This is a genomic window from Streptomyces lacrimifluminis (assembly GCF_014646095.1).
Taxonomy (GTDB): domain Bacteria; phylum Actinomycetota; class Actinomycetes; order Streptomycetales; family Streptomycetaceae; genus Streptomyces; species Streptomyces lacrimifluminis.
Genome location: NZ_BMMU01000001.1, coordinates 284292 through 304733 on the forward strand (window position 1 = coordinate 284292; position 20442 = coordinate 304733).

The following is a 20442-nucleotide window of genomic DNA, read 5'->3' on the forward strand; positions in this document are numbered from 1 at the left end:
AAGCAGAAGCAGAAGCAGAAGCAGAAGCAGAAGCAGAAGCAGAAGGTGGCATGGGGACGAGTATCGAGGACGACGTACCGAGGACGGCGTACCGACGAAAACGTCCAGGCCGACCCGTACGGGCCGGCCTGGACGTCAGCGAACCGATGAACCAGTGAACCTGCGGATCAGACGAGGTCGAAGCGGTCCGCGTTCGACACCTTGACCCACGCCTTGACGAAGTCCTTGACGAACTTCTCCTTGGCGTCGTCGCTCGCGTAGACCTCCGCGATCGCGCGCAGCTCGGAGTTGGAGCCGAAGACGAGGTCGGCACGGGTGCCGGTCCACTTGACCTGGCCCGAGGCGTCGCGGCCCTCGAACGTGTTCTGGTCCTCGGACGTCGCAGTCCACTCCGTGCCCAGTTCGAGCAGGTTGACGAAGAAGTCGTTCGTCAGCTTGCCCGGGGTGTCGGTGAAGACGCCGTGCGAGGAGCCCTGGTGGTTCGCGCCGAGGACGCGCAGGCCGCCGACGAGGACGGTCAGCTCCGGGGCGCTCAGGTTGAGCAGGTTGGCCTTGTCGAGCAGCAGGAACTCGGCGGGGAGGCGGTTGCCTTTGCCGAGGTAGTTGCGGAACCCGTCGGCGGTCGGCTCCAGGGCGGCGAAGGACTCGACGTCCGTCTGCTCCTGCGTCGCGTCCACGCGGCCCGGTGTGAAGGGGACCTCGATGTCGTAGCCGGCGTCCTTGGCCGCCTTCTCGACGCCCGCGGCACCCGCGAGGACGATCACGTCGGCGAGCGAGACCTGCTTGCCGCCGGACTGGCCGGCGTTGAAGGACTCCTGCACGCCCTCCAGGGTGCGCAGCACCGTGGCGAGCTCGTCCGGGCTGTTGACCTCCCAGGCGGCCTGCGGCTGGAGGCGGATGCGGGCACCGTTGGCGCCGCCGCGCTTGTCGCTGCCGCGGAAGGAGGACGCGGCGGCCCAGGTGGTGGAGACCAGCTGGGACACCGTGAGGCCGGTGGCGAGGATCTGCGCCTTGAGGGCGGAGACATCGGCGGCGTCGACGAGCTCGTGCGTCACCGCGGGCAGGGGGTCCTGCCACAGCAGCGTCTCGGACGGGACCTCGGGGCCGAGGTAGCGGACGACCGGGCCCAGGTCACGGTGGGTCAGCTTGTACCAGGCGCGGGCGAAGGCGTCCGCGAACTGGTCCGGGTTCTCGTAGAAGCGACGGGAGATCTCCGCGTACGCCGGGTCGAACCGGAGCGAGAGGTCGGTCGTCAGCATCATCGGAGGCTTGGACTTCGAGGCGTCGTGGGCGTCCGGGATGGTGCCCGCGCCGGCACCGTCCTTGGCTACCCACTGCTGGGCGCCGGCCGGGCTGTGGGTCAGCTCGTAGTCGTACTCGAACAGGTTCTTGAAGAACCCGTTGCTCCACTGGGTCGGCGTGCTCGTCCAGGTGACCTCAAGGCCACTGGTGATCGCGTCGCCGCCCTTGCCGGAGCCGTGCGTGCTCTTCCAGCCGAAGCCCTGCTGCTCGATCGGGGCGGCCTCGGGGTCGGGGCCGACGGCGTCCGCCGGGCCGTTGCCGTGGGTCTTGCCGAAGGTGTGGCCACCGGCGATGAGGGCGACGGTCTCCTCGTCGTTCATCGCCATGCGGCGGAACGTCTCGCGGATGTCGCGGGCCGCGGCGAGCGGGTCCGGGTTGCCGTTGGGGCCCTCCGGGTTGACGTAGATGAGGCCCATCTGGACGGCGCCGAGCGGCTCCTCCAGCTCACGGTCGCCGGTGTAGCGCTCGTCGTCGAGCCAGACCTTCTCGGGACCCCAGTACACGTCCTCGTCGGGCTCCCACACGTCCGCGCGACCGCCGCCGAAGCCGAAGGTCTCGAAGCCCATCGACTCCAGGGCGACGTTGCCGGCGAGGATCATGAGGTCGGCCCAGGAGAGGTTCTGGCCGTACTTCTTCTTGACCGGCCACAGCAGACGGCGGGCCTTGTCGAGGTTGCCGTTGTCCGGCCAGCTGTTCAGGGGGGCGAAGCGCTGCTGACCGGCGCCGGCGCCACCGCGGCCGTCGCTGATGCGGTAGGTGCCCGCGCTGTGCCAGGCCATACGGATCATGAAGGGGCCGTAGTGCCCGAAGTCGGCCGGCCACCAGTCCTTCGAGTCCGTCAGCACCGCGGCGATGTCCTGCTTGACGGCAGGAAGATCGAGGGTCTGGAACGCGGCGGCGTAGTCGAACTCCTCGCCCAGCGGGTTCGAGACCGCGGGGTTCTTCGCGAGGATCTTCAGGTTCAGCTGCTCGGGCCACCACTGGCGGTTGCCGCCGCCCTGGGTCGGGTGCGGGGCGCGCGTGTGCGCGACCGGGCAGCCGCCCGTGCCCTCGGTTTTCGCGTCGGTGACGATCGCGTCATGGTTTTCAGACATGGGAATCCTTCCGGACGGAACAGATCTCGGTGCTGCTCACGAACTGCGTTCTCAGGAACTGGGGGGTGGGGGGTGGTGGGACGCTCGGGCACATGGAGGAGGTCACACGTGCCGTCACGTCTCTGCCGTCTCCTGCCGCACTGGAGTCTCTTCCGTCCCTTGGCTCCCTTGGCCATCGCCGTAAGCGATCCTACAATGGACAAGGTCCAAGTCAAGAAGTGTGACAAATCCATATCCTATCGGAACCCGGACGTCCACTGGTAAAATCCGTGTATTCCATCGAACCTGAATAGGTGAACGACATGAGCGACCTGCTGGAGCGACTGCGTGGACGCGGCTGGCGGATGACCTCCCAGCGGCGTGTCGTTGCGGAGGTCCTCGACGGCGAACACGTCCATTACACGGCCGACGAAGTGCACGCCCGCGCGGCCCAGCGGCTGCCGGAGATCTCCCGGGCGACCGTCTATAACACCCTGGGCGAGCTGGTCTCCCTCGGGGAGGTCATAGAGGTCGCCACGGACGGCCGCGCCAAGCGCTATGACCCGAACGCGCACCACCCCCACCACCACCTGATCTGCTCCAGCTGCGGCATGATCAGGGACGTCCACCCCGCCGGCGACCCCCTGGCGGACCTCCCCGCGGAGGAACGCTTCGGCTTCACGGTGTCCCAGGTCGAGGTGACGTATCGGGGGCTCTGCGGAGCTTGCGCGTAGTGGAGCGGATTCGCGGGCAGCGGATTCGGTGGGCGAGTCCGGTCGGCCCGACAGGCGCGCGGGTGTGCTTCCCGACCGCAGGGGTGCCGCGAAGGCCGAACGGGCCCTCGCGGTCGGTGGCCGTTACGCCACCGTGTACGCGGAGTCCCCGAAGTCGGCGATCACCCTGAGCTCCCCGCCCAGGGCCCGAACGTAGGAGCGCAGGGTGGCCACCTCGGTGCGGTCGATCTCGCCGTGCTCGATCGCGGAGATGCGGGGTGCGGAGACACCCATCGAGTCCGCGATGTCGCGCTGGGTGAGCTCCTGTTCGCGGGGATCTCGGCCAGCTTGTAGGCCCGCACCTCGGCGAGGGGGCGGTCCATGTCGGCCTGCTTCTCCTCAGGGGATCGCACGGGGATACCAGCAGCCCTCTGCTGCTCGTGCATCCGGCGCTTGACTTCCTCCCAGCTGACGGTGCTCATTCATACTCCCTCGTGTGCAGCTCGGCGATGTGTTGCTGGTAGCGCTTCTCGGCGATCGGGATGTTGGTGTCGTACCAACTGCTCCAGTTCCCGGCCTTGTCCCGGGAAGTTAATGCAAGCGTTAACTCACGTGTCCCGTTCGGTCTGGATTCACCCGGACGGGTAGCCCCGGCGCGCCGCGCCCCCTCAGTGCCCGCCCCCGCCCCCGCCCGCGACCCGTCGCACAGCACCGCCAGTCAGTGCCAGTCATGGATTCGTACCCGTGTTCGCCAGGTCTCTGCGAGCTGCTGGAGGCCGCCGGGGTCGGCCGGCTCGTCGTCGCGGGCGTCGCCACCTCCGGGACCGTGCTGTCCACCACCAGGTGGGCAATCGGCACCGGATTCAAGGTCACCGTCTGCGCCGACGCCCTGCCGACGGACGAGATCCCCGGACTGTGCCCGTGACCAGGCCCGTCGAGTGAGCCGTGGGGGTCGTGGGAGTCGGGTGACTGGCCTGAACGTCGCCTTCCGTTGGGCCGCCCGTCACCAGGTGTCCCTACCGTGCGGGCCATGAGAAGACTTCTGATCATGCTCGGCGCCGCCGCGCTGACCGCCGGGCTCTCCGCGCCCGCCTCCGCCGTGGCCGAAAGAACGCCGGACCCGTACGGCCGGGCCACCCTCACCGGCTTCTCCTCCCTCCCCGCCGAGACCTTCGTGCCGCACAGCGAGCCGTCCGGGTCCGCCATCGGCGCGGGCCCGTTCAACGGCATCGCCGCCCCCTTCGCGGCCCAGCCCGTCCAGGGCTTCAGCGGCATCGTCAACCGGCACGACGGCACGTACGACGTGCTGTCCGACAACGGCTACGGAGGCAAGGCCAACAGCGCCGACTTCCTGCTCCGGGTCCACCGCATCAAGCCGGACACGCGTACCGGGAAGGTCACCGTTCTCGGCGGCTTCAACCTCAGCGACCCCCACCACCGCGTCCCGTTCGCCCTGACCCGCGCCGACCGTGTGCTGACCGGCGCAGACTTCGACGTCGAGTCGATCGTGAAGGCGTACGACGGCACGTACTGGATGGGCGACGAGTTCGGGCCGTTCCTGCTGCACTTCGACGCGTGGGGGCGGCTGCTCGACGCGCCGGTCTCGTTGGAGGGCGTGAAGGCCCCCGAGAACCCGTACCTGAACGGCCAGGCGCCCACCCTCGGCGGCAGCAAGGGCTTCGAGGGGATGGTCCGGTCCGTCGACGGACGGCACCTCTACCCGCTCCTCGAAGGCACCGTCACCGGTGACACCCCCGGTGACCTGCGCCTCAACGACTTCGACCTGCGCAAGCGGAAGTACACCGGCACGCACTGGACCTACCGGCTCGAATCGCCCTCCAACGCCATCGGCGACGCCATCGCCGTCGACAAGCACCGCTTCCTGATCATCGAGCGGGACGGCGGCCAGGGCGCCACCGCCAAGTTCAAGCGGATCTACCTCGCCGACAACCGCGACCGCGACGGCGACGGTCTGATGGACAAGACGCTCGTCGCCGACCTGATGAACATCGCGAACCCGAAGAAGCTCGGCGGCTTCGACGAGACCTTCACCTTCCCGTTCCAGACGATCGAGGACGTCGTCCTGCTCGACGACCGCACCCTCGCCGTCCTGAACGACAACAACTTCCCCTTCTCGTCCGGCCGTACGGCGGGCAAGGCGGACAACAACGAGTTCATCACCATCCGCCTCTCCGACCGGCTGCACGCGGACTGGCGCGCCTTCGTCTGACAGGCGGTCACTCCACTAGTCGCCTCCCAGTACGACCGTCCCGGACGAGCAGAACCATCCGCCCGTCCCGGACGCCACCGCGAGGCGCGGCAACTGCCCGTCCCGGGCACGTACCTGCCGCGCCTCGTTCAGCTCTCCCGCCTCCCCGCGCAACTGCCGCACCGCCTCCACCAGAAGGAACAGCCCCCGCATTCCCGGGTGCTGGGCCGACAGTCCGCCCCCGTCCGTGTTGACCGGCAGCTCCCCGCCCTCCACTCTCAGGCGGCCCTTCGCGGCGTCCACGAACGCGCCGCCCTCGCCCTTCCCGCAGAAGCCGAGGTCCTCCAGCGTCACCAACGTCATGTAGGTGAACGCGTCGTAGATCTCCGCGAAGTCCATCTCCTGCGGCCGGACTCCCGCCCGCTCGAAGGCGATCCGCCCGCTCACCGCCGCCGGGGACACCGTGAAGTCCGCCCACTCCGACATGCTCACGTGCGAGACGTGCTCCCCGGTCCCGAGGATCCACACCGGCCGCGTACGGCAGTCCTGTACGTACTCCTCGGCCGCCAGCAGCACCGCCGCGCCCCCGTCCGAGCGCAGGCAGCAGTGGAGCTTGGTGAAGGGGTCCGCGATCATCGGGCCGTCGAGCACCTCGTCGACGGTGATCGGCGTCCGGAACATCGCCTCCGGGTTCAGCGCCGCGTTCGCCCTGGCCTGGACCGCCACCGACGCCAACTGCTCGATCGTCGTGCCGTATTGATGCATGTGGCGCCGGGCGGCCATCGCGTACTTGGCGATGAGTGTGTGGCCGTACGGGACCTCGAACTGCAGGGGTCCGCGCGCGCCGAAGGAGAGGTTCCCCGTGCGCCGGCCGGCCTTGACGTCCGCGCGGGCCGTGGAGCCGTAGACGAGGAGTACGGCGTTCGCGTGGCCGGCCGCTATCGCGTCCGCCGCGTGTGCCGCCATGACCTCCCAGGTCGAGCCGCCGACCGAGGTGGAGTCGACCCAGGTGGGGCGCAGGCCCAGGTATTCGGCGACCTCGGCGGGGGCCAGCGTGCCGAGACCCGCGGACGCGAAGCCGTCCACCACCTCCCGGCCGAGCCCCGAGTCCGCCAGTGCCCGCCGGGCCGCCTGTGCGTGCAGGGCGTACGGAGTCACGTCGTCCACCCGGCCGCAGTCCGACAGGGCCACCCCGACGATCGCGACCTTCCGGCTCACTGTCCGCCCTCTCGCCGTCCGCCCTCTCGCCGTCTGCCTGTTCGTCGTCGACTCAGCATGAATCTGACGGTATATCAGCTCGGGCTCTGTGCGGCAGGGTGCGTCCGCCCTAATATGACGAACCGTCAGATCCCGCTGAACGGGCGCCGCGGACGCCCAGGAGGGGCAGGTCATGGACGCCCGTTTCACCCCCGAGCAGGACCACATCCGCCGTACCCTCCGCGAGCTTCTCCACAAGCGCTGCTCGCCCGGTGACGTGCGGGCCGCCGTCGACACCCCGGCCGGGTACGACCCCGCCCTGTGGACCGCCCTCGCCCGCGACCTCGGTCTGCCCGGTCTCGCGCTGTCCGAGGCCCACGGCGGAGTGGGCGGCACCACGACCGAACTCGCGCTTGCAGCCGAGGAGTTGGGGCGGGCTCTGGCCCCCTCCCCGCTGCTCGCGACCGCCGTGCTGGCGACCCCCCTCGTCGCCGCCCTCGGCACCGACGCCCAGTGCGCCGATCTCCTCCCGCGCATCGCCTCCGGCACCCTGACCGCCACCCTCGCCGTCCCCGGTGCCTGTCTGGCCGGCGTGCTCTCCCTCACCGGCGAACCCCGGCGTGACTGGGCCGGGGGAGGACGGGCCGGCGGTGTGCAGGCGGCCCGACGGGAAGGTGGCTGGCGGCTGTACGGGCAGGTCGGGCAGGTCCTCGACGGACACAGTGCCCAGCTCCTCCTCGTCGCGGCCCACGCCGGCGGATACGCCCGGTCGCGCACCCTTCTCTTCCTCGTCCCCGGCGACGCCCCCGGCCTCGTCCGCACCCGGCAGACCTCCCTCGACGCCACCCGCCCGCAGGCCCGCATCGAACTGCGGGACGTGCCGGCCGGGTTGCTGGGGGACGAGGAGGCCGATGTCGGTGCATGCCTCGCCCGCACCGGAGACGTCACCGCCACCGTGCTGGCCGCCGAGGCCGTCGGGGCCGCCGACCGGATCCTGGAGCTGACCGTCGAACACGCCCAGCGGCGCGAGCAGTTCGGGCGGGCCATCGGGTCCTTCCAGGCCGTGAAGCACCGGCTCGCCGATGTGTACGTCCAGGTCCAGGCGGCACGTTCGGCCGCCTACTACGCTGCCTGGGAATGTGCCTCGACAGCCGCGGCCTCCGCAATTGCCCAGGAGGGGGAGCGAGTCGGCGGGCTCGCCCTCGCCCAGGCCCTCGACTCCCTCCGTACCGCCGCCGCCGAGGGCATTCAGTTGCACGGCGGTATCGGCTTCACCTGGGAGCACGAGGCCCAGCTGTACTTCAAGCGCGCCGCCGGTGACGAGCTGCTGTTCGGGCCGGTGCACCGGCTCCGGGCGCACGCGGCCGATGCCGCGCGGATCTTCGACACGGGAGAGGTGGCCGTCTGATGCCTGTGACAGCGGCGCGGGTCGTGAAAGCCGTCCAGAAGGTTTCCTCGGCGCCGGCCTTCGCGCGGATCGCTCCGTACGTCGTGCCCGCGCTCGACCGTGCCGTCCACCGGCTGACCAGGGGAAAGGTGCTGCTCAGCGCCCAACTGCTGCCGGGGGTCGTGCTCAGCGTGCGCGGGGCGAGGAGCGGGCAGCTGCGGCGTACGCCGCTCGCCTGTATGCCGGAGGGGGCGGGCAAGGAGAGTGGCGGCAGCTGGCTGCTCATCGGGTCCAACTTCGGGCGTACCGGTCATCCCGCCTGGACCGCCAACCTCCTCGCCCATCCGGACGCCGAGGTCAGCTGGAAAGGGGAGGACATCCCGGTCACGGCCCGGCTGCTGGCGGGCGAGGAACGGGCCGCCGCCTGGCAGGCACTGCTGGCCTTCTGGCCGCCGTACGCGACGTATCAGGCGCGGGTCGAGCGGGAGATACGGATCTTCCGGATCGTGAGGCGATGAGCACCCGAGAGAGGACATCCGCCGCTGACGCGCGACAGGCGGTGGTCCACCGGAGTGAACCACCGCCTGGGTGACAGGACTTGGGCCTGAAGGGGCCGCGGAACCTGGATAAGTGGGCTGGGGCTATTTCGTCGGCTTCTTGCCGGTCACGCCCAGATGGACCAACTGGGCCAGGTTCGGCTTCAGTTCGGCCTGCTTCACACCCCAGGTCTGGAAGCCTCTCTGGTGCGAGGCCACCGCCGCGAGCATCGCGACGAGGGAACCGGCCATGGCGGCGGGGCTGACGTCCTTGTCGACCCTGCCCTTGGCCTGGAGCTCTGTGACGGTGTCCGTAAGGGAGTTGGTCACGGAGTTGAGGATCTTCATGCGGATCTTGTAGAACCGCTTGTCGCCCTCGGCGGCGCCCAGGTCGACGACCCTGAGGATCGCGTCGTTGCGCCGCCAGAACTCCAGGAAGCCGTCGACGAGTTCCTGGGCGGTCTGCCAGCCGGCCTTGCCGACCCACGACCGGCCCGCGAGCAGCTGGGTCAACCCGGCGCCCTCGGTGGCCATTTGCTCGGCGATCTCCAGGACGGCGCCTTCGACGTCCGGGAAGTACTGGTAGAAGGTGGCGGGCGAAGTCCCCGCCTTCCGGGCGACATCGATGACTTTGACGTCCCGGTAAGGGGAGGAGCTGAGCATCTCGCTGAGGCAGTCGAGCAGCTTCTGCCGGGTCGCCTGCCCACGCCGACCGGCCACACGGCCGTCGACGGTACGCACTTGTCCTGTCATGACGTCAGCTTACCGAGGGGTGATCGGAGCGCGATTCGGCCGACTGCAAATGGGGTGCGTACGAGGTGAGAGGGCGTCCGGAGGGCGGTGAGAGGCGGCTGTGCCTGGTCCCGCGCCCGGATCCCGCGCCTGCTCTGCGGGATGGGTGAAGGACCGTTAACTTGACGGTATGGCCGAAAACAGGGCATCCGCCCGTACAGAGGGCGTCCCCTGCTGGGTGGACGCCCAGCTGCCCGACGTCGAGGCGGGCAAGCGTTTCTACGGTGAGCTCTTCGGGTGGACCTTCCGGGAGAAGGACGGCCTCGTGCACGCCCTGTGCGACGGCGAACCCGTCGCCTCCCTCGCGCACAAGGCCGACGGCCGGATGCCCACCGTCTGGACGGTGTACTTCGCCACCCCGCACGTCCATGCCCTCGTCGCCCGGATCCACGCGGCCGGCGGACAGGTGATCACCGCGCCGGTTCCCGTGGGCGAACTGGGCACGACGGCGCTGGCCACCGACCCCGAGGGGGCCGTGTTCGGCCTCTGGCAGGCCGGTACGCACACCGGATTCGGCCGCCGCCACGAGCCCGGCACCTTCGCCTGGGCCGAGCTGTACGCCCGGGACACGGCGGTGGCCAACGCCTTCTACGGCAACCTCTTCCGCGACGCCCTCTTCGGACCCGGCGCGGCCCCCGACTTCGGCCGGGCCGCCGTCTCGGAGGTGTTCCCGGCCGAGATGCCCCCGCATTTCGTGGTCCATTTCGCCGTCGAGGACCTGGAGGCGGCGCTCGGGACGGTGAACCGGCTCGGCGGTCGTGTCCAGGCACCGCCCTTCGACACTTCGTACGGGAATGTGGCGGTCGTCACGGACAATCAGGGAGCGTCGTTCGCACTCCTCCGAAAATGAGCGCCCATCAGCCCCAATGAGCTGCCGGGAACGGCTTCGATCCGGCGCCGAGGCGCCCGCGGGGCGGAGTTTTGTGGCGGATTGGGTGGAGACATCCAGTTTCGTATCCGAGTTCGCAACCTGTGCCCCGGCCAGGAAGAATCGGGGTGCGTGCCGCCAACGCGGTGGCGGTGGTGAGACGCTGCACGAGGTCGCGTACATATGTGGGTGACGCGGCTCGTACGGGGAGGTGGCAGGCAAGTGGTGGATCCGCTGACGCAGCACGATCCGCGGCGTATCGGGCCGTTCGAGGTGCTGGGGCGGCTGGGCGCCGGCGGCATGGGGCTGGTCTATCTCGCGCGCTCGGCCTCCGGTCGCCGCGTGGCGATCAAGACGGTCCGGACGGAGCTCGCCGAGGACCAGCTGTTCCGGGTCCGCTTCACCCGTGAGGTGGAGGCGGCGCGGGCCGTCTCCGGCTTCTACACGGCCGCCGTCGTCGACGCCGATCCGCGTGCCGCCGTACCGTGGCTGGCCACCGCGTACGTCCCCGCGCCCTCCCTCGAAGAGATAGTGAACGAGTGCGGGCCGATGCCGGCCCAGGCGGTGCGCTGGCTCGCGGCGGGTGTCGCGGAGGCGCTGCAGTCCATCCACGGCGCGGGCCTGGTCCACCGTGACCTGAAGCCGTCGAACGTGCTCGTGGTCGAGGACGGTCCCCGGGTCATCGACTTCGGTATCGCGTCTGGCGTCTCGAACACACGTTTGACGATGACGAACGTCGCCGTCGGTACGCCCGCCTACATGTCGCCCGAACAGGCGAAGGACTCGCGCAGTGTGACCGGCGCCAGCGACGTGTTCTCGCTCGGCTCGATGCTCGTCTTCGCGGCCACCGGCCACGCCCCCTTCCACGGCGCGAACCCCGTGGAGACGGTCTTCATGCTGCTGCGGGAGGGCCCGGACCTCGAAGGCCTGCCGGACGAACTCCGCCCCCTCATCGAGTCCTTGATGCAGATGGAGGCGACCAGCCGCCCCAACCCCGCCGACCTCCAGGCCCAGCTGGCCCCCCACCTCTTCGGCTCCGGCTCCGACGACAGCGGTACGGCGTCCGCGTGGCTGCCCGAGCACGCGGTGACCCTCATCGAGGCGCGGCGCGGCGGACGCCCCGCGCCGAAGCCGCCGTCCTCCGGGGGCCGCAGCCGCGGCAGACCGGCGATCCCGCCCCCACCGGCCCATGATCCGGCGCCGGGCTTCGGACGCGGCCCGGGACCGGGTCTCGTACCCGGGCCCATGCCGTCCGCCCTGCCGACCGGAGCGCCCGACACCGGCCCCGTGCGGCTGGCCGGCGCCCCCGTGCCCATCGGCCCCGGTCCCCGCGTCGCCGACGCCAGGGCCGCCGCCGTGCAGGCGCCCCCTCCGGAGGCCGGCCTCGTCGCCTCCTGGTCGCGTGCGCGTCCCGGCGTCAACGGCGCCGACCCCAACCCCGTGCCGGTCGCGCCGCAGCTGCCCCCGGAGTCCCCGGCGGGGTGGCGCCCCTGGCGTTTCCGTATGTCGAACGACGTCTGGGGCACCCCGTCCGTCGCCGGCGACCTGGTCTACGTCACCTCCTTCGAGGTGCACGCCCTCGACGTGATGACGGGCCGCCGCCGCTTCAAGACGAGGGACGTCGCCTGGTCGATGGCGGTCGCGGACGGCCGTATCCACGCCTCCGACGGACCGACCCTGTTCGCGCTGGACGCCCGCGAGGGCATGGACCTGTGGCGCCTGTCCACGGACGCCTGGGTGTACTCCCTGAAGGCCGACCGGGGCACGGTCGTCACCGGTACGCGCGGTGGCGGCGTCCAGGGCTGGGACGCGGCGACCGGCCGGAAGCTGTGGGAGCACGGCGGTGCCCAGACGGACTTCGAGTCCCCGGAGGCCGGGCCCCAGGTCCACGAGGGCACGGTGTTCGTGTGGCAGGACGCGCGACTGCGCGCCCTGGACGCCCGTACGGGTGACGAGCGCTGGTCCTACCCGATCGGCGACGCCGCCTCCTGCGGCGGAGTCCCGGTGCGGCTGACCCCGGGCCCCGACGGCCAGGTGTACGTATCCGCCGGCACCCGCGTCCTGGCGATCGACGTGGCCGGCGGCCACGTCCGCTGGCACTTCGAGGCGCCGGCGGTCTTCCTCTCGCCGCCCACCTTCGCGCCCGGCCCGGCGGTCACGGGCGGCGGCGTCTACCTCGCCGACTACCTCGGCACGGTCTACGCCCTCGACGCGGCCGACGGACGGGACAGATGGCGGATCGCGACGGAGTCGCGCGCCTCGGTCGAACCGGTACTGGTGGCGGCGGGACACGTCCACGTGGGCAGCGGCAAGGGCCTCTACACGCTCGACGCGGTCACCGGCACCCCCAAGTGGCGCTTCCAGGCGGGCGGCGACATCGTCGGCGCCCCGGCGGTGGCCGAGGGCCGCATCCACTTCGGCTCGACGGACCACCTCCTGTACACCCTGAAGGCCGACGACGGCCGCCTCAGATGGAAACTGGCGACCGGCGGCGAGATCACAGGCGCCCCCGTGGTCAAGGACGGCGTCGTGTACGCGTGCAGCAAGGACCGGTGCGTGTACGCGCTGGACGCGGAGAAGGGGACCGGGACGGCTCGGACCGGGTGAGGGGGGGGCGGCGGTGTTGGCACCGCCCCCCTGCCACCCGTTCCGCCGGGGGGTGTCGGTGGGTTGTCCGGCTGCGGGTCGGTGGGGGCTTGTCGCGCAGTTCCCCGCGCCCCATAGGGGCGCGGTCCCGCGGACCCGGTTCCAGGGTGCTGAAACCATCGTGAAACCGCGCTGAATGCGGCCTGCCGCAGTCTCTGCGGCATGACAACGACGACATCGCACTCACTCGCCATCGCGGCCAAGGGGCTGCGGAAGGCCTACGGGGACAAGACGGTCCTCGACGGCATCGACCTGGCGGTGCCGACCGGCACGGTCTTCTCCCTGCTCGGCCCGAACGGCGCGGGCAAGACCACCGCCGTCAAGATCCTCTCCACCCTCGTCACCGCCGACGCCGGCGAACTGCACGTCGGCGGCCACGACCTGGCCGTAGCCCCGCAGGCCGTACGGGCCGCGATCGGTGTCACCGGGCAGTTCTCCGCCGTCGACGGTCTGATCACGGGCGAGGAGAACATGCTCCTCATGGCGGACCTGCACCACCTGCCCAGGCAGGAGGGCCGCCGTACCGCCGCCGAACTCCTGGAGCGCTTCGACCTCACCGAGGCCGCGAAGAAGCCCGCCTCCACCTACTCCGGCGGGATGAAGCGCCGCCTCGACCTCGCCATGACGCTGGTCGGTGACCCGCGGATCATCTTCCTCGACGAGCCGACCACCGGCCTCGACCCGCGCAGCCGCCACAACATGTGGGGCATCATCCGCGGGCTCGTCGCCGACGGGGTGAGCGTCTTCCTCACCACCCAGTACCTGGAGGAGGCCGACGAACTCGCCGACCGCATCGCCGTGTTGCACGACGGCACGATCGCGGCCGAGGGAAGCGCCGAGGAGCTCAAGCGGCTCGTCCCCGGCGGGCACGTCCGGCTCCGCTTCACCGACCCGGTCGCCTACCGGTCGGCCGCCGCCGCCCTGCGCGAGGTCACCCGGGACGACGAGGCGCTGACGCTCCAGATCCCCAGCGACGGCAGCCAGCGCGAGCTGCGCTCCATCCTCGACTGGCTGGACTCGGCCGGCGTCGAGGCGGACGAGCTGACCGTGCACACCCCCGACCTCGACGACGTGTTCTTCGCCCTCACCGGCCCCACCACCAGCCAGTCCAGCCAGTCCAAGGAGTCTGTCCGATGAGTGCCCTCTCCCTCGCCGTGCGCGACTCGTCCACGATGCTGCGCCGCAACCTGCTGCACGTGCGCCGCTACCCGTCCATGACGCTGAACCTGCTGCTCACGCCGATCATGCTGCTCCTGCTCTTCGTCTACATCTTCGGCGACGTGATGAGCGCGGGCATCGGTGGTGGCGGCGCCGACCGGTCCGCCTACATCGCCTACATCGTCCCGGGCCTGCTGATGATGACGATCGGCAGCACCGTGATCGGGTCCGCGATCGCCGTCTCCATGGACATGACCGAGGGCCTCATCGCCCGCTTCCGTACGCTGGCGATCTACCGGGGCTCGCTGCTCGTCGGGCACGTCGTCGGCGGCGTGTTGCAGGTGCTCGCCAGTCTGGTCCTCGTCGGTGCCGTCGCCGTGGCCATCGGGTTCCGGTCCACGGACGCGACGGCCCTGGAGTGGCTGGCGGCGTTCGGGCTGCTCACGCTGTTCTCCCTGGCGCTCACCTGGATCGCGGTCGGGATGGGCATGGCCAGTCCCAACCCCGAGGCGGCCAGCAACATGGCGATGCCGCTGATCCTTCTCCCGCTCATCTCCAGCGCCTTCATCCCGGCCGACACGATGCCGGGCTGGTTCCAGCCGATCGCCGAGTACCAGCCCTTCACGCCCGCCATCGAGACCCTGCGCGGACTCCTCCTCGGCACCGAGATCGGCGACAACGGGTGGATCGCGGTCGCCTGGTGCGTCGGCCTGAGCGTGCTCGGCTACCGCTGGTCGACCGCGCAGTTCAACCGCGACCCGAAGTAACCGCCATGACAGCGCGGGCCGCGTCCCGCAACTCGTCCCGCCCCAGGGCGGCGTACTCCGACACCGCGTCGGCGTAGGCCGCCCTGGCCGCGTTCCCGGCGGCTCCGACCGCCTGCCGGGCGCGGTCCGCCGACATCGTCGGCTGGAACGAGCGCAGCACCCGCAGCCGTTCGGCCAGCGCGATCATCCGTCCGGCGGTGGTGTCGCCGGACGCGAGCCCCGCCAGGCCGAGCGCGTGCAGCACCGTCCCGAACACCGGGAGCTCCATGGGCGTGCCGGACGGACCGGAGAGCAGGGTCCGCAGCCCCTGCCGCAGTCGGTCGACCGGCTCCGCGACGAGTTCGAGACGGCCGGCGTGCGCGTGCGCCGTCACCGCCACCGCCAGGATCTCCAGCACCCACCGGTCGAAGAAGGGGTCGCCGCCGTGTATCGAGCCGACTGCGGGCAGCGGCTGCACGGCGCTGCGCCACAGGCCCAGCCCGACCTCCGTCAGTCCGCGGGCGAGCGCGATCTCGGCGCGCCCGAGGAGGTCCATGCCGGAGTCGTCCTGCTGCGTGGTGTTGGCGCTCTCCGCCTGCCGCAGCCAGTACTCGGCCTCGTCGGGGTCGCCCCGCTGGAGGCAGGCGAGGACGAGGCCCCAGCGGATGCCGATGAGGTCGTGTTCGTCGCGGAGCCGCCGCAGCGCCTGGAGCGCCGCCTTGAGGTGTCCGTACGCTTCCTCGCCCCGCTCCGTCTGCAAGCACAGCTCGCTCAGCCGGGAGTGGCCCATGACCTGTAGGAACGGGTTGTCGACCGGCCCCAGTGCGGCGATGATCCGCCGAGCCGAGGCGAGCGCGCGGTCGATGTCGTGCTCCGATTCCCAGACGTAGGTGGCGACGCACTCGGCGGTGCCGGCGAGCAGCGGCTGCTCGCTGTCGCAGAGCTTCTGAAGCACTTCGTAGTCGGGGGCCAGCATCTCGGGGACCGCGATCAGCACCAGCGCGATGGCGCGCAGCAGCGTGTCCGGCGGGGCCGAGGGCAGCCGCCTGAGGGTGACGAGCTGGCGTACGACGTGCGGGCCGTAACCCATGAACAGACTCACTGTGCACAACACCGCGGCGGCGCGGGCGACTTCGACGTGTTCGGGCTCGGGGTAGTAGTGCGACAGCGGCGGGCCGGTGTCCGCGGCGAGGGCGGCGAGGCGGGGGTAACTGGAACCGATGGACCACAGGGCGGCGAGGACGGCGGTGAGGGCGGCAGTGGTGGGGCTGTCCGTGCAGGCCAGGGCGTGCCGCAGGGCCAGCACGAGGTTGTCCTGCTCCGCCCTGATCCGCTCCAAATCGGTCAGCGGTTCCGAGCGGAAGAGCCAGTCGTGGTTCGCGACCCCGAAGTCCCGCGCCCAGGCGAGGAACCGGTCGACGGCCTCCCCCTCCTCGCCCGCCTCCGCACGCCGGGCTGCGCTGAACTCCCGTACGGTCTCCAGCATCCGGAACCGAGCACCGGCCGGGGTGTCGGCGACCACGATCAGCGACTGGTCGGCCAACTGCTCCAGCAGGACCAGCGCGTCCTCGCCGAGGACGTGCTCCGCCGTCTCGCCGGTGAAGCCGCCGGGAAAGACGGACAGCAGGCGCAGCCCCGCCCTGGCCTCCTCGTCGAGGAGGTTCCAGCTCCAGTCCACGACCGCGTGCAGGGTGCGGTGACGTTCCGGGACGTCCCGCGCCCCGCCGCGCAGCAGCGCGAACCGGTCGCCGAGGCGGCGGGCGATCTCCGGCACGGACAGCACCCGTACGCGCGCCGCCGCCAGCTCCACGGCGAGCGGCAGCCCGTCGAGGTGGCGGCACAGCCCGGCCACCGCGTCCGGCGGCAGTTCCACACCGGGCCGGGCGGCTCTGGCCCGTTGCGTGAACAGCTCGACGGAGGTGGCGAGTTCGAGCTCGGGCAGCGCGTACACCGCCTCCGACGTGAGGCCCAGCGGGGCCCGGCTGGTGGCGAGCACCCGCAGGTCCTTGGAGGACGAGACCAAGGCCCGTACGAGGGCGGCGGCACCGGCGATGACCTGCTCGCAGTTGTCCAGGACCAGCAGGGCGGGCCCGGCGCCGAGCACGCCGAGGATGCCGGGCACCGGGTCGCCCGGGGTGTGGCCGCCCATGGCGCCGGGCCGCTTCTCGCCCGCACCGAGTGCGGAGGCCACCTCGGCGGCCACGTCCGCGTCGGCGGTGACACCGGCGAGCGGCACGAAGTACACCACGCGCTGCTCGGCCCGGCGGCTGACGGCGTGCGCGAGCCGGGTCTTGCCGAGACCGCCGGGGCCGATGACGGTGACGGCGCGGGAGGCGCGCAGCAGCCGCTCGACCGCCGCGATGTCCTCGTCCCGGCCCAGCAGCGGGTTCGGCTCGTGCGGCACCCCGTGCCTGACCGTGGGTGCCTCGCCGGACAGCAACTCCTGCTGTACGGACTTGAGTTGAGATCCCGGATCCGTGCCGAGCGTCTCGCGCAGCCCCCTTCGGTACGCCTCGTACCGCGTCAGCGCGGCCGACGGTCCCGCCGTGGCCGCCTCGGCGCGCAGCAGCTCGGCGAGCACCTCCTCGTCGCGCGGATGCTCCGAGGCGGCGACGGCCAGCGGCCCGGCGGCCTCCGTGTGCCGTCCCAGTCGGGCGAGCGCGAGCGCCCGCGCGCGGGCAAGGGTGCCGCGCACGGGGGCGCGCTCGGCGCGCAGCGCGGCCACGGGGTCGTGGATGTCGCCGTCACCGTCCCCGTCCGTGGTCCCCTCCCACAGGGCGAGCCCGGCCTCGGCGGCGGCCAGTGATCCCGCGTGGTCCCCCGCCCTGGCCCGGTCCGCGCTCGCGGCGGCGTGCAGCAGCAGGGCGGAGGTGTCGACCTGGTCCTCGGTGAGGGCGAGCCGGTATCCGGACGGCGTGCTGGCGAGGACCTCGGCGCCCAACTGCGCCCGTGCCCTGGACACGAGGACCTGCAACGCCTTGCCCGGCCGTTCCGGCAGCTCCTCCGGCCACAGCCCCGCCACCAGCCGCTCGGTGCCGCAGCCGGTGCGCAGATCGCCCGCGAGCAGCGCGAGGAGGGCGCGCAGGCGGGGTGCGGTGACTTCCTGTCCGCGATAGGCGACACGCGGGAGGAGGGTCAGGTCGGTGGTCATCCGTGCAGCGTAGCCAAGGGGCCGGTCCGCGGAACTCCTGCTGGGGGCCGAACTCCCGTCGCGTGGGCGGCTGTCGGGGTTACGCGTGCCCGGTGAACAGGTCGACCAGGCTGTGGGGCGCGTTGTCGCCGTAGAGCACCTCGTGGAGCTGGTTGCCGTCGGCGGCGGCAGTGGCGCCGCGGGGGAACATGGCCTGCTCGTACTCGGTGAGGGCGGTCTCGATGTCGTCGGGGTGGGCGGCGATGGCCCTGGCGAGTTCGGCGCCGTCGTACATGGCCAGGTTGGCGCCCTCGCCGTTCGGGATCGCGAGGTGGGCGGCGTCGCCGAGCAGGGTCACCCCCGGAACCCGGTCCCAGCGGTGCCCGACGGGCAGGGCGTTGAGGGGGCGCAGGACCGGCGCGGTCTCCCCTTCGGTGATCAGCGCGGTGAGTTCGGGCGCCCAGCCGTCGAACTCCTGCGTGATCCGTGCCGTGGCCGCGGCGGAGTCGGTGAAGTCGATGCCCGCGAACCAGCCCCGCGCCTCGGTGAGCATCACGTAGGTGTGCAGGGTGCCGCCGCTCTCGCGGTGGGCCCCGAGGCCCTTTCCCGGCGCGAGCGCGAACAGTGCCCCGCCGCCGACCGTCTTCGCGTGGGCCGGGTGCCGGGTGTCGCTGTCGAACAGATAGGTCTCGACGAGCGACATGCCGGTGTACTCGGGTGTCGCGTCGGAGAGCAGCGGCCGGACGCGGGACCAGGCGCCGTCCGCGCCGACGAGCAGGCCCGTGGTGAGGGTGGTGCCGTCGGTGAAGGTCACCTCGTGGCGGCCGTCGCCGAGGGTGCGGGTACCGCCGACCTTGTGTCCCCACCGGACGGTGCCGGGCGGGAGCGAGTCGAGCAGCAGCTGTCGCAGCTCGCCGCGCTGCACCTCGGGGCGGCCCCCCGTACCGTCGTCGGCCTGTTCGAACAGGACGGTGCCGTCCCGGTCGAGGATCCGCGTCGCCTCGCGGCCCTCCAGAACGAGACCGCGGAACTCGTCGAACAGGCCGGCCTCCTTGAGGGCGAGCTGGCCGTCGTGTTCGTGGATGTCGAGCATCCCGCCCTGTGCGCGGGCGGTCGGGGAGGGCTCGGCCTCGTAGACCGTCGCCGGGATGCCGTGGACGTGGAGGGCGCGGGCGAGGGTCAGTCCGCCGAGTCCGGCGCCGATGATCGTGACGTCAGGGGTGGTCATGGTGGTGGCTCCTTGTGTGTCGCGGTCTGCGGGGGCATCTATGGAACGTCGTTCCAATGCCTTCGGGCGTCAGCCTGGAACGTTGTTCCAGAGTTGTCAAGCTGGAACGACGTTCCAGGCGTGTGCCAAAATGGCCGGATGGCTGCAAGCAGGGCACGTCGTCCGGAGCGACGGGAGGAGCCGCTCTCCCGGGAGCGCATCGTCGAGGCGGCGATCGGGCTGCTCGACGAGTCGGGCGAGGGCGGGCTCACGTTCCGGGCGCTGGCCCGGCGCCTCGCCACGGGGCCCGGTGCGATCTACTGGCACGTCACGGGCAAGGACGAACTCCTCGGCGCCGCCACCGACGCCGTCGTCACCGGCGCGATGACCGCCGCCACGGCCACGGCCACCGCCGGTGCGACGCCGCGGGAAGCGGTCCGTTCCCTCGCGGTCGGCGTGTTCGACGCGATCGACGCCCACCCGTGGATCGGCACCCAACTCGCCCGCGCCCCCGCGCAGTCGCCGCTGCTGCGGATCTTCGAGCACCTCGGGCGTCAGGTCCAGGCGCTCGGGGTGCCCCAGGCCGCCCACTTCACCGCCGCGTCCGCGCTGCTGAACTACATCCTCGGCGTGGGCGGCCAGAACGCGGCCAACGCCCTCGAACGCCGGCCGGACACGACCCGGGCCGAGTTCCTGGACACCGTCTCGACCTCCTGGGCGAACCTCGATGCCGACGAGTACGCGTTCACCCGAAGCGTCGCGGACCAGCTACGGGATCACGACGACCGGGAGGAGTTCCTGGCGGGGGTCGACCTCATCGTCGCCGGGATCACCGCGCTGCGGTGAACCGGTGTCCGCCTCCGGCGGGCCGAGCCGAGGGAGGGGCGCCCGGCGGGGGGAGGGGCCTCAGTCGCGGTCACTGTCGCCGGGGTCGACGGCATGCATGGCGCGCGGGCCGACGCCGCCGGGGTCGATGGCGTGCAGGACGCGCTGGCCGATGTGGGCGAGCTGCTTGACCTGCGCCTTCGTCAGGGGGTCGAACACCAGTCGGCGCACTTCCGCGACATGGCCGGGAGCCGCGCTGACGATCCTCTCGTACCCCTCGTCGGTCAGGGTGGCCAGGGTGTAGCGGCCGTCGTCCGGGTCGGGGCGGCGGTGGGCGTACCCCTTGCGTTCGAGGCGGGCCACGACCTGGGAGAGGCGGGAGAGCGAGCCCTCGGCGTACAGGGCGAGCACGCTCATGCGCAGGGCCCGCTGCGGCGACTCCGACAGCGCTGCCATCACCCCGTACTCGAAGTGCGTCAGCCCTTCCTCGCGCAGTTGCGCGTCGAGCGCGTGTTCAAGGCGCCGCATGATGCCGACCAGGCCGAGCCAGGCGCGGCGCTCCTCCTCGTCGAGCCAGCGGGGCGCCTCGTCGGTCGGGGTGTTCGTCATGCCCTCCAATGTACCGAGGCTTCAAGCGTGAAGTGAATCCAACC

Annotated in this window: 17 protein-coding genes; 10 read left to right on the plus strand and 7 right to left on the minus strand. The window is 71.4% G+C overall.

Features of this window, described 5'->3' with window-relative positions:
• Positions 1-167: 167 nt before the first annotated feature.
• The gene (gene katG, locus IEY89_RS01410) at positions 168-2396 is read right to left on the minus strand and encodes a catalase/peroxidase HPI (protein WP_189145346.1); all 2229 of its coding nucleotides are present in this window, start codon (positions 2394-2396) and stop codon (positions 168-170) included.
• 302 nt (positions 2397-2698) lie between these two features.
• Here katG and IEY89_RS01415 point away from each other — a divergent pair, with 302 nt between their 5' ends.
• Positions 2699-3109 (plus strand): Fur family transcriptional regulator, encoded by a 411-nt coding sequence (locus IEY89_RS01415; RefSeq protein WP_189145671.1) that lies wholly within the window; start codon positions 2699-2701, stop codon positions 3107-3109.
• 123 nt (positions 3110-3232) lie between these two features.
• Here IEY89_RS01415 and IEY89_RS40305 read toward each other — a convergent pair whose 3' ends face one another.
• Entirely contained in the window at positions 3233-3382 is a 150-nt protein-coding gene (locus tag IEY89_RS40305; protein WP_229694991.1) for a helix-turn-helix domain-containing protein, read from the minus strand.
• A gap of 436 nt (positions 3383-3818) precedes the next feature.
• Here IEY89_RS40305 and IEY89_RS01425 point away from each other — a divergent pair, with 436 nt between their 5' ends.
• A complete protein-coding gene (locus tag IEY89_RS01425) occupies positions 3819-4013 on the plus strand; it encodes an isochorismatase family protein (protein WP_229694992.1) in 195 nt (64 codons plus the stop codon).
• A 105-nt stretch (positions 4014-4118) separates the two neighbouring features.
• The gene (locus IEY89_RS01430; RefSeq protein WP_268240714.1) at positions 4119-5318 is read left to right on the plus strand and encodes an esterase-like activity of phytase family protein; all 1200 of its coding nucleotides are present in this window, start codon (positions 4119-4121) and stop codon (positions 5316-5318) included.
• Between the two features lie 15 nt (positions 5319-5333).
• Here IEY89_RS01430 and IEY89_RS01435 read toward each other — a convergent pair whose 3' ends face one another.
• Positions 5334-6515 carry a thiolase C-terminal domain-containing protein gene (locus IEY89_RS01435; protein ID WP_189145347.1) on the minus strand — a complete coding sequence of 394 codons (1182 nt, stop codon included), beginning with the start codon at positions 6513-6515 and terminating at the stop codon, positions 5334-5336.
• Positions 6516-6687: 172 nt separating this feature from the next.
• Here IEY89_RS01435 and IEY89_RS01440 point away from each other — a divergent pair, with 172 nt between their 5' ends.
• Both IEY89_RS01440 and IEY89_RS01445 read left to right on the plus strand, forming a co-directional pair.
• Positions 6688-7902, plus strand: a complete 1215-nt coding sequence (locus IEY89_RS01440; protein WP_189145348.1) for an acyl-CoA dehydrogenase family protein — start codon at positions 6688-6690, stop codon at positions 7900-7902.
• Positions 7902-8399 (plus strand): nitroreductase family deazaflavin-dependent oxidoreductase, encoded by a 498-nt coding sequence (locus IEY89_RS01445; RefSeq protein ID WP_189145349.1) that lies wholly within the window; start codon positions 7902-7904, stop codon positions 8397-8399. The genes IEY89_RS01440 and IEY89_RS01445 overlap by 1 nt, the downstream gene beginning before the upstream one ends.
• Before the next feature lie 123 nt (positions 8400-8522).
• Here IEY89_RS01445 and IEY89_RS01450 read toward each other — a convergent pair whose 3' ends face one another.
• Complete coding sequence (locus tag IEY89_RS01450) at positions 8523-9170, minus strand: TetR family transcriptional regulator (RefSeq protein WP_189145350.1); 648 nt, start codon at positions 9168-9170, stop codon at positions 8523-8525.
• 169 nt (positions 9171-9339) lie between these two features.
• Between IEY89_RS01450 and kbpA the strand changes: the two genes are divergently transcribed.
• The 4 genes from kbpA (at position 9340) to IEY89_RS01470 (ending at position 14648) form a co-directional block, all read left to right on the plus strand.
• Positions 9340-10059 (plus strand): AfsK-binding protein KbpA, encoded by a 720-nt coding sequence (gene kbpA, locus IEY89_RS01455; RefSeq protein WP_189145351.1) that lies wholly within the window; start codon positions 9340-9342, stop codon positions 10057-10059.
• A 240-nt stretch (positions 10060-10299) separates the two neighbouring features.
• Complete coding sequence (gene afsK, locus IEY89_RS01460) at positions 10300-12684, plus strand: protein serine/threonine kinase AfsK (RefSeq protein ID WP_189145352.1); 2385 nt, start codon at positions 10300-10302, stop codon at positions 12682-12684.
• Between the two features lie 201 nt (positions 12685-12885).
• Positions 12886-13860 carry an ATP-binding cassette domain-containing protein gene (locus IEY89_RS01465; RefSeq protein ID WP_189145353.1) on the plus strand — a complete coding sequence of 325 codons (975 nt, stop codon included), beginning with the start codon at positions 12886-12888 and terminating at the stop codon, positions 13858-13860.
• Complete coding sequence (locus IEY89_RS01470) at positions 13857-14648, plus strand: ABC transporter permease (protein WP_189145354.1); 792 nt, start codon at positions 13857-13859, stop codon at positions 14646-14648. The genes IEY89_RS01465 and IEY89_RS01470 overlap by 4 nt, the downstream gene beginning before the upstream one ends.
• Here IEY89_RS01470 and IEY89_RS01475 read toward each other — a convergent pair.
• Complete coding sequence (locus IEY89_RS01475) at positions 14629-17778, minus strand: ATP-binding protein (RefSeq protein ID WP_189145355.1); 3150 nt, start codon at positions 17776-17778, stop codon at positions 14629-14631. The two genes, IEY89_RS01470 and IEY89_RS01475, sit on opposite strands and share 20 nt — an antisense overlap.
• A gap of 79 nt (positions 17779-17857) precedes the next feature.
• Positions 17858-18985, minus strand: coding sequence for an FAD-dependent oxidoreductase (locus IEY89_RS01480; protein ID WP_189145356.1), 1128 nt, complete (start codon positions 18983-18985; stop codon positions 17858-17860).
• A 138-nt stretch (positions 18986-19123) separates the two neighbouring features.
• Between IEY89_RS01480 and IEY89_RS01485 the strand changes: the two genes are divergently transcribed.
• Complete coding sequence (locus tag IEY89_RS01485) at positions 19124-19810, plus strand: TetR/AcrR family transcriptional regulator (protein ID WP_189145357.1); 687 nt, start codon at positions 19124-19126, stop codon at positions 19808-19810.
• Positions 19811-19870: 60 nt separating this feature from the next.
• On the opposite strand, the gene IEY89_RS01490 is transcribed toward IEY89_RS01485, so the two are convergent.
• Complete coding sequence (locus IEY89_RS01490; protein ID WP_189145358.1) at positions 19871-20398, minus strand: MarR family winged helix-turn-helix transcriptional regulator; 528 nt, start codon at positions 20396-20398, stop codon at positions 19871-19873.
• Positions 20399-20442: the final 44 nt, after the last annotated feature.

Coding starts and splice junctions, on each gene's coding strand:
- IEY89_RS01440 (WP_189145348.1), top strand. CDS start 6,688: ATGGACGCCCGTTTCACCCCCGAGCAGGACCACATCCGCCGTACCCTC.
- IEY89_RS40305 (WP_229694991.1), bottom strand. CDS start 3,382: ATGGGTGTCTCCGCACCCCGCATCTCCGCGATCGAGCACGGCGAGATC.
- IEY89_RS01430 (WP_268240714.1), top strand. CDS start 4,119: ATGAGAAGACTTCTGATCATGCTCGGCGCCGCCGCGCTGACCGCCGGG.
- kbpA (WP_189145351.1), top strand. CDS start 9,340: ATGGCCGAAAACAGGGCATCCGCCCGTACAGAGGGCGTCCCCTGCTGG.
- IEY89_RS01470 (WP_189145354.1), top strand. CDS start 13,857: ATGAGTGCCCTCTCCCTCGCCGTGCGCGACTCGTCCACGATGCTGCGC.
- katG (WP_189145346.1), bottom strand. CDS start 2,396: ATGTCTGAAAACCATGACGCGATCGTCACCGACGCGAAAACCGAGGGC.
- IEY89_RS01445 (WP_189145349.1), top strand. CDS start 7,902: ATGCCTGTGACAGCGGCGCGGGTCGTGAAAGCCGTCCAGAAGGTTTCC.
- IEY89_RS01425 (WP_229694992.1), top strand. CDS start 3,819: ATGGATTCGTACCCGTGTTCGCCAGGTCTCTGCGAGCTGCTGGAGGCC.
- IEY89_RS01450 (WP_189145350.1), bottom strand. CDS start 9,170: ATGACAGGACAAGTGCGTACCGTCGACGGCCGTGTGGCCGGTCGGCGT.
- IEY89_RS01480 (WP_189145356.1), bottom strand. CDS start 18,985: ATGACCACCCCTGACGTCACGATCATCGGCGCCGGACTCGGCGGACTG.
- IEY89_RS01415 (WP_189145671.1), top strand. CDS start 2,699: ATGAGCGACCTGCTGGAGCGACTGCGTGGACGCGGCTGGCGGATGACC.
- IEY89_RS01490 (WP_189145358.1), bottom strand. CDS start 20,398: ATGACGAACACCCCGACCGACGAGGCGCCCCGCTGGCTCGACGAGGAG.
- IEY89_RS01485 (WP_189145357.1), top strand. CDS start 19,124: ATGGCTGCAAGCAGGGCACGTCGTCCGGAGCGACGGGAGGAGCCGCTC.
- IEY89_RS01475 (WP_189145355.1), bottom strand. CDS start 17,778: ATGACCACCGACCTGACCCTCCTCCCGCGTGTCGCCTATCGCGGACAG.
- IEY89_RS01465 (WP_189145353.1), top strand. CDS start 12,886: ATGACAACGACGACATCGCACTCACTCGCCATCGCGGCCAAGGGGCTG.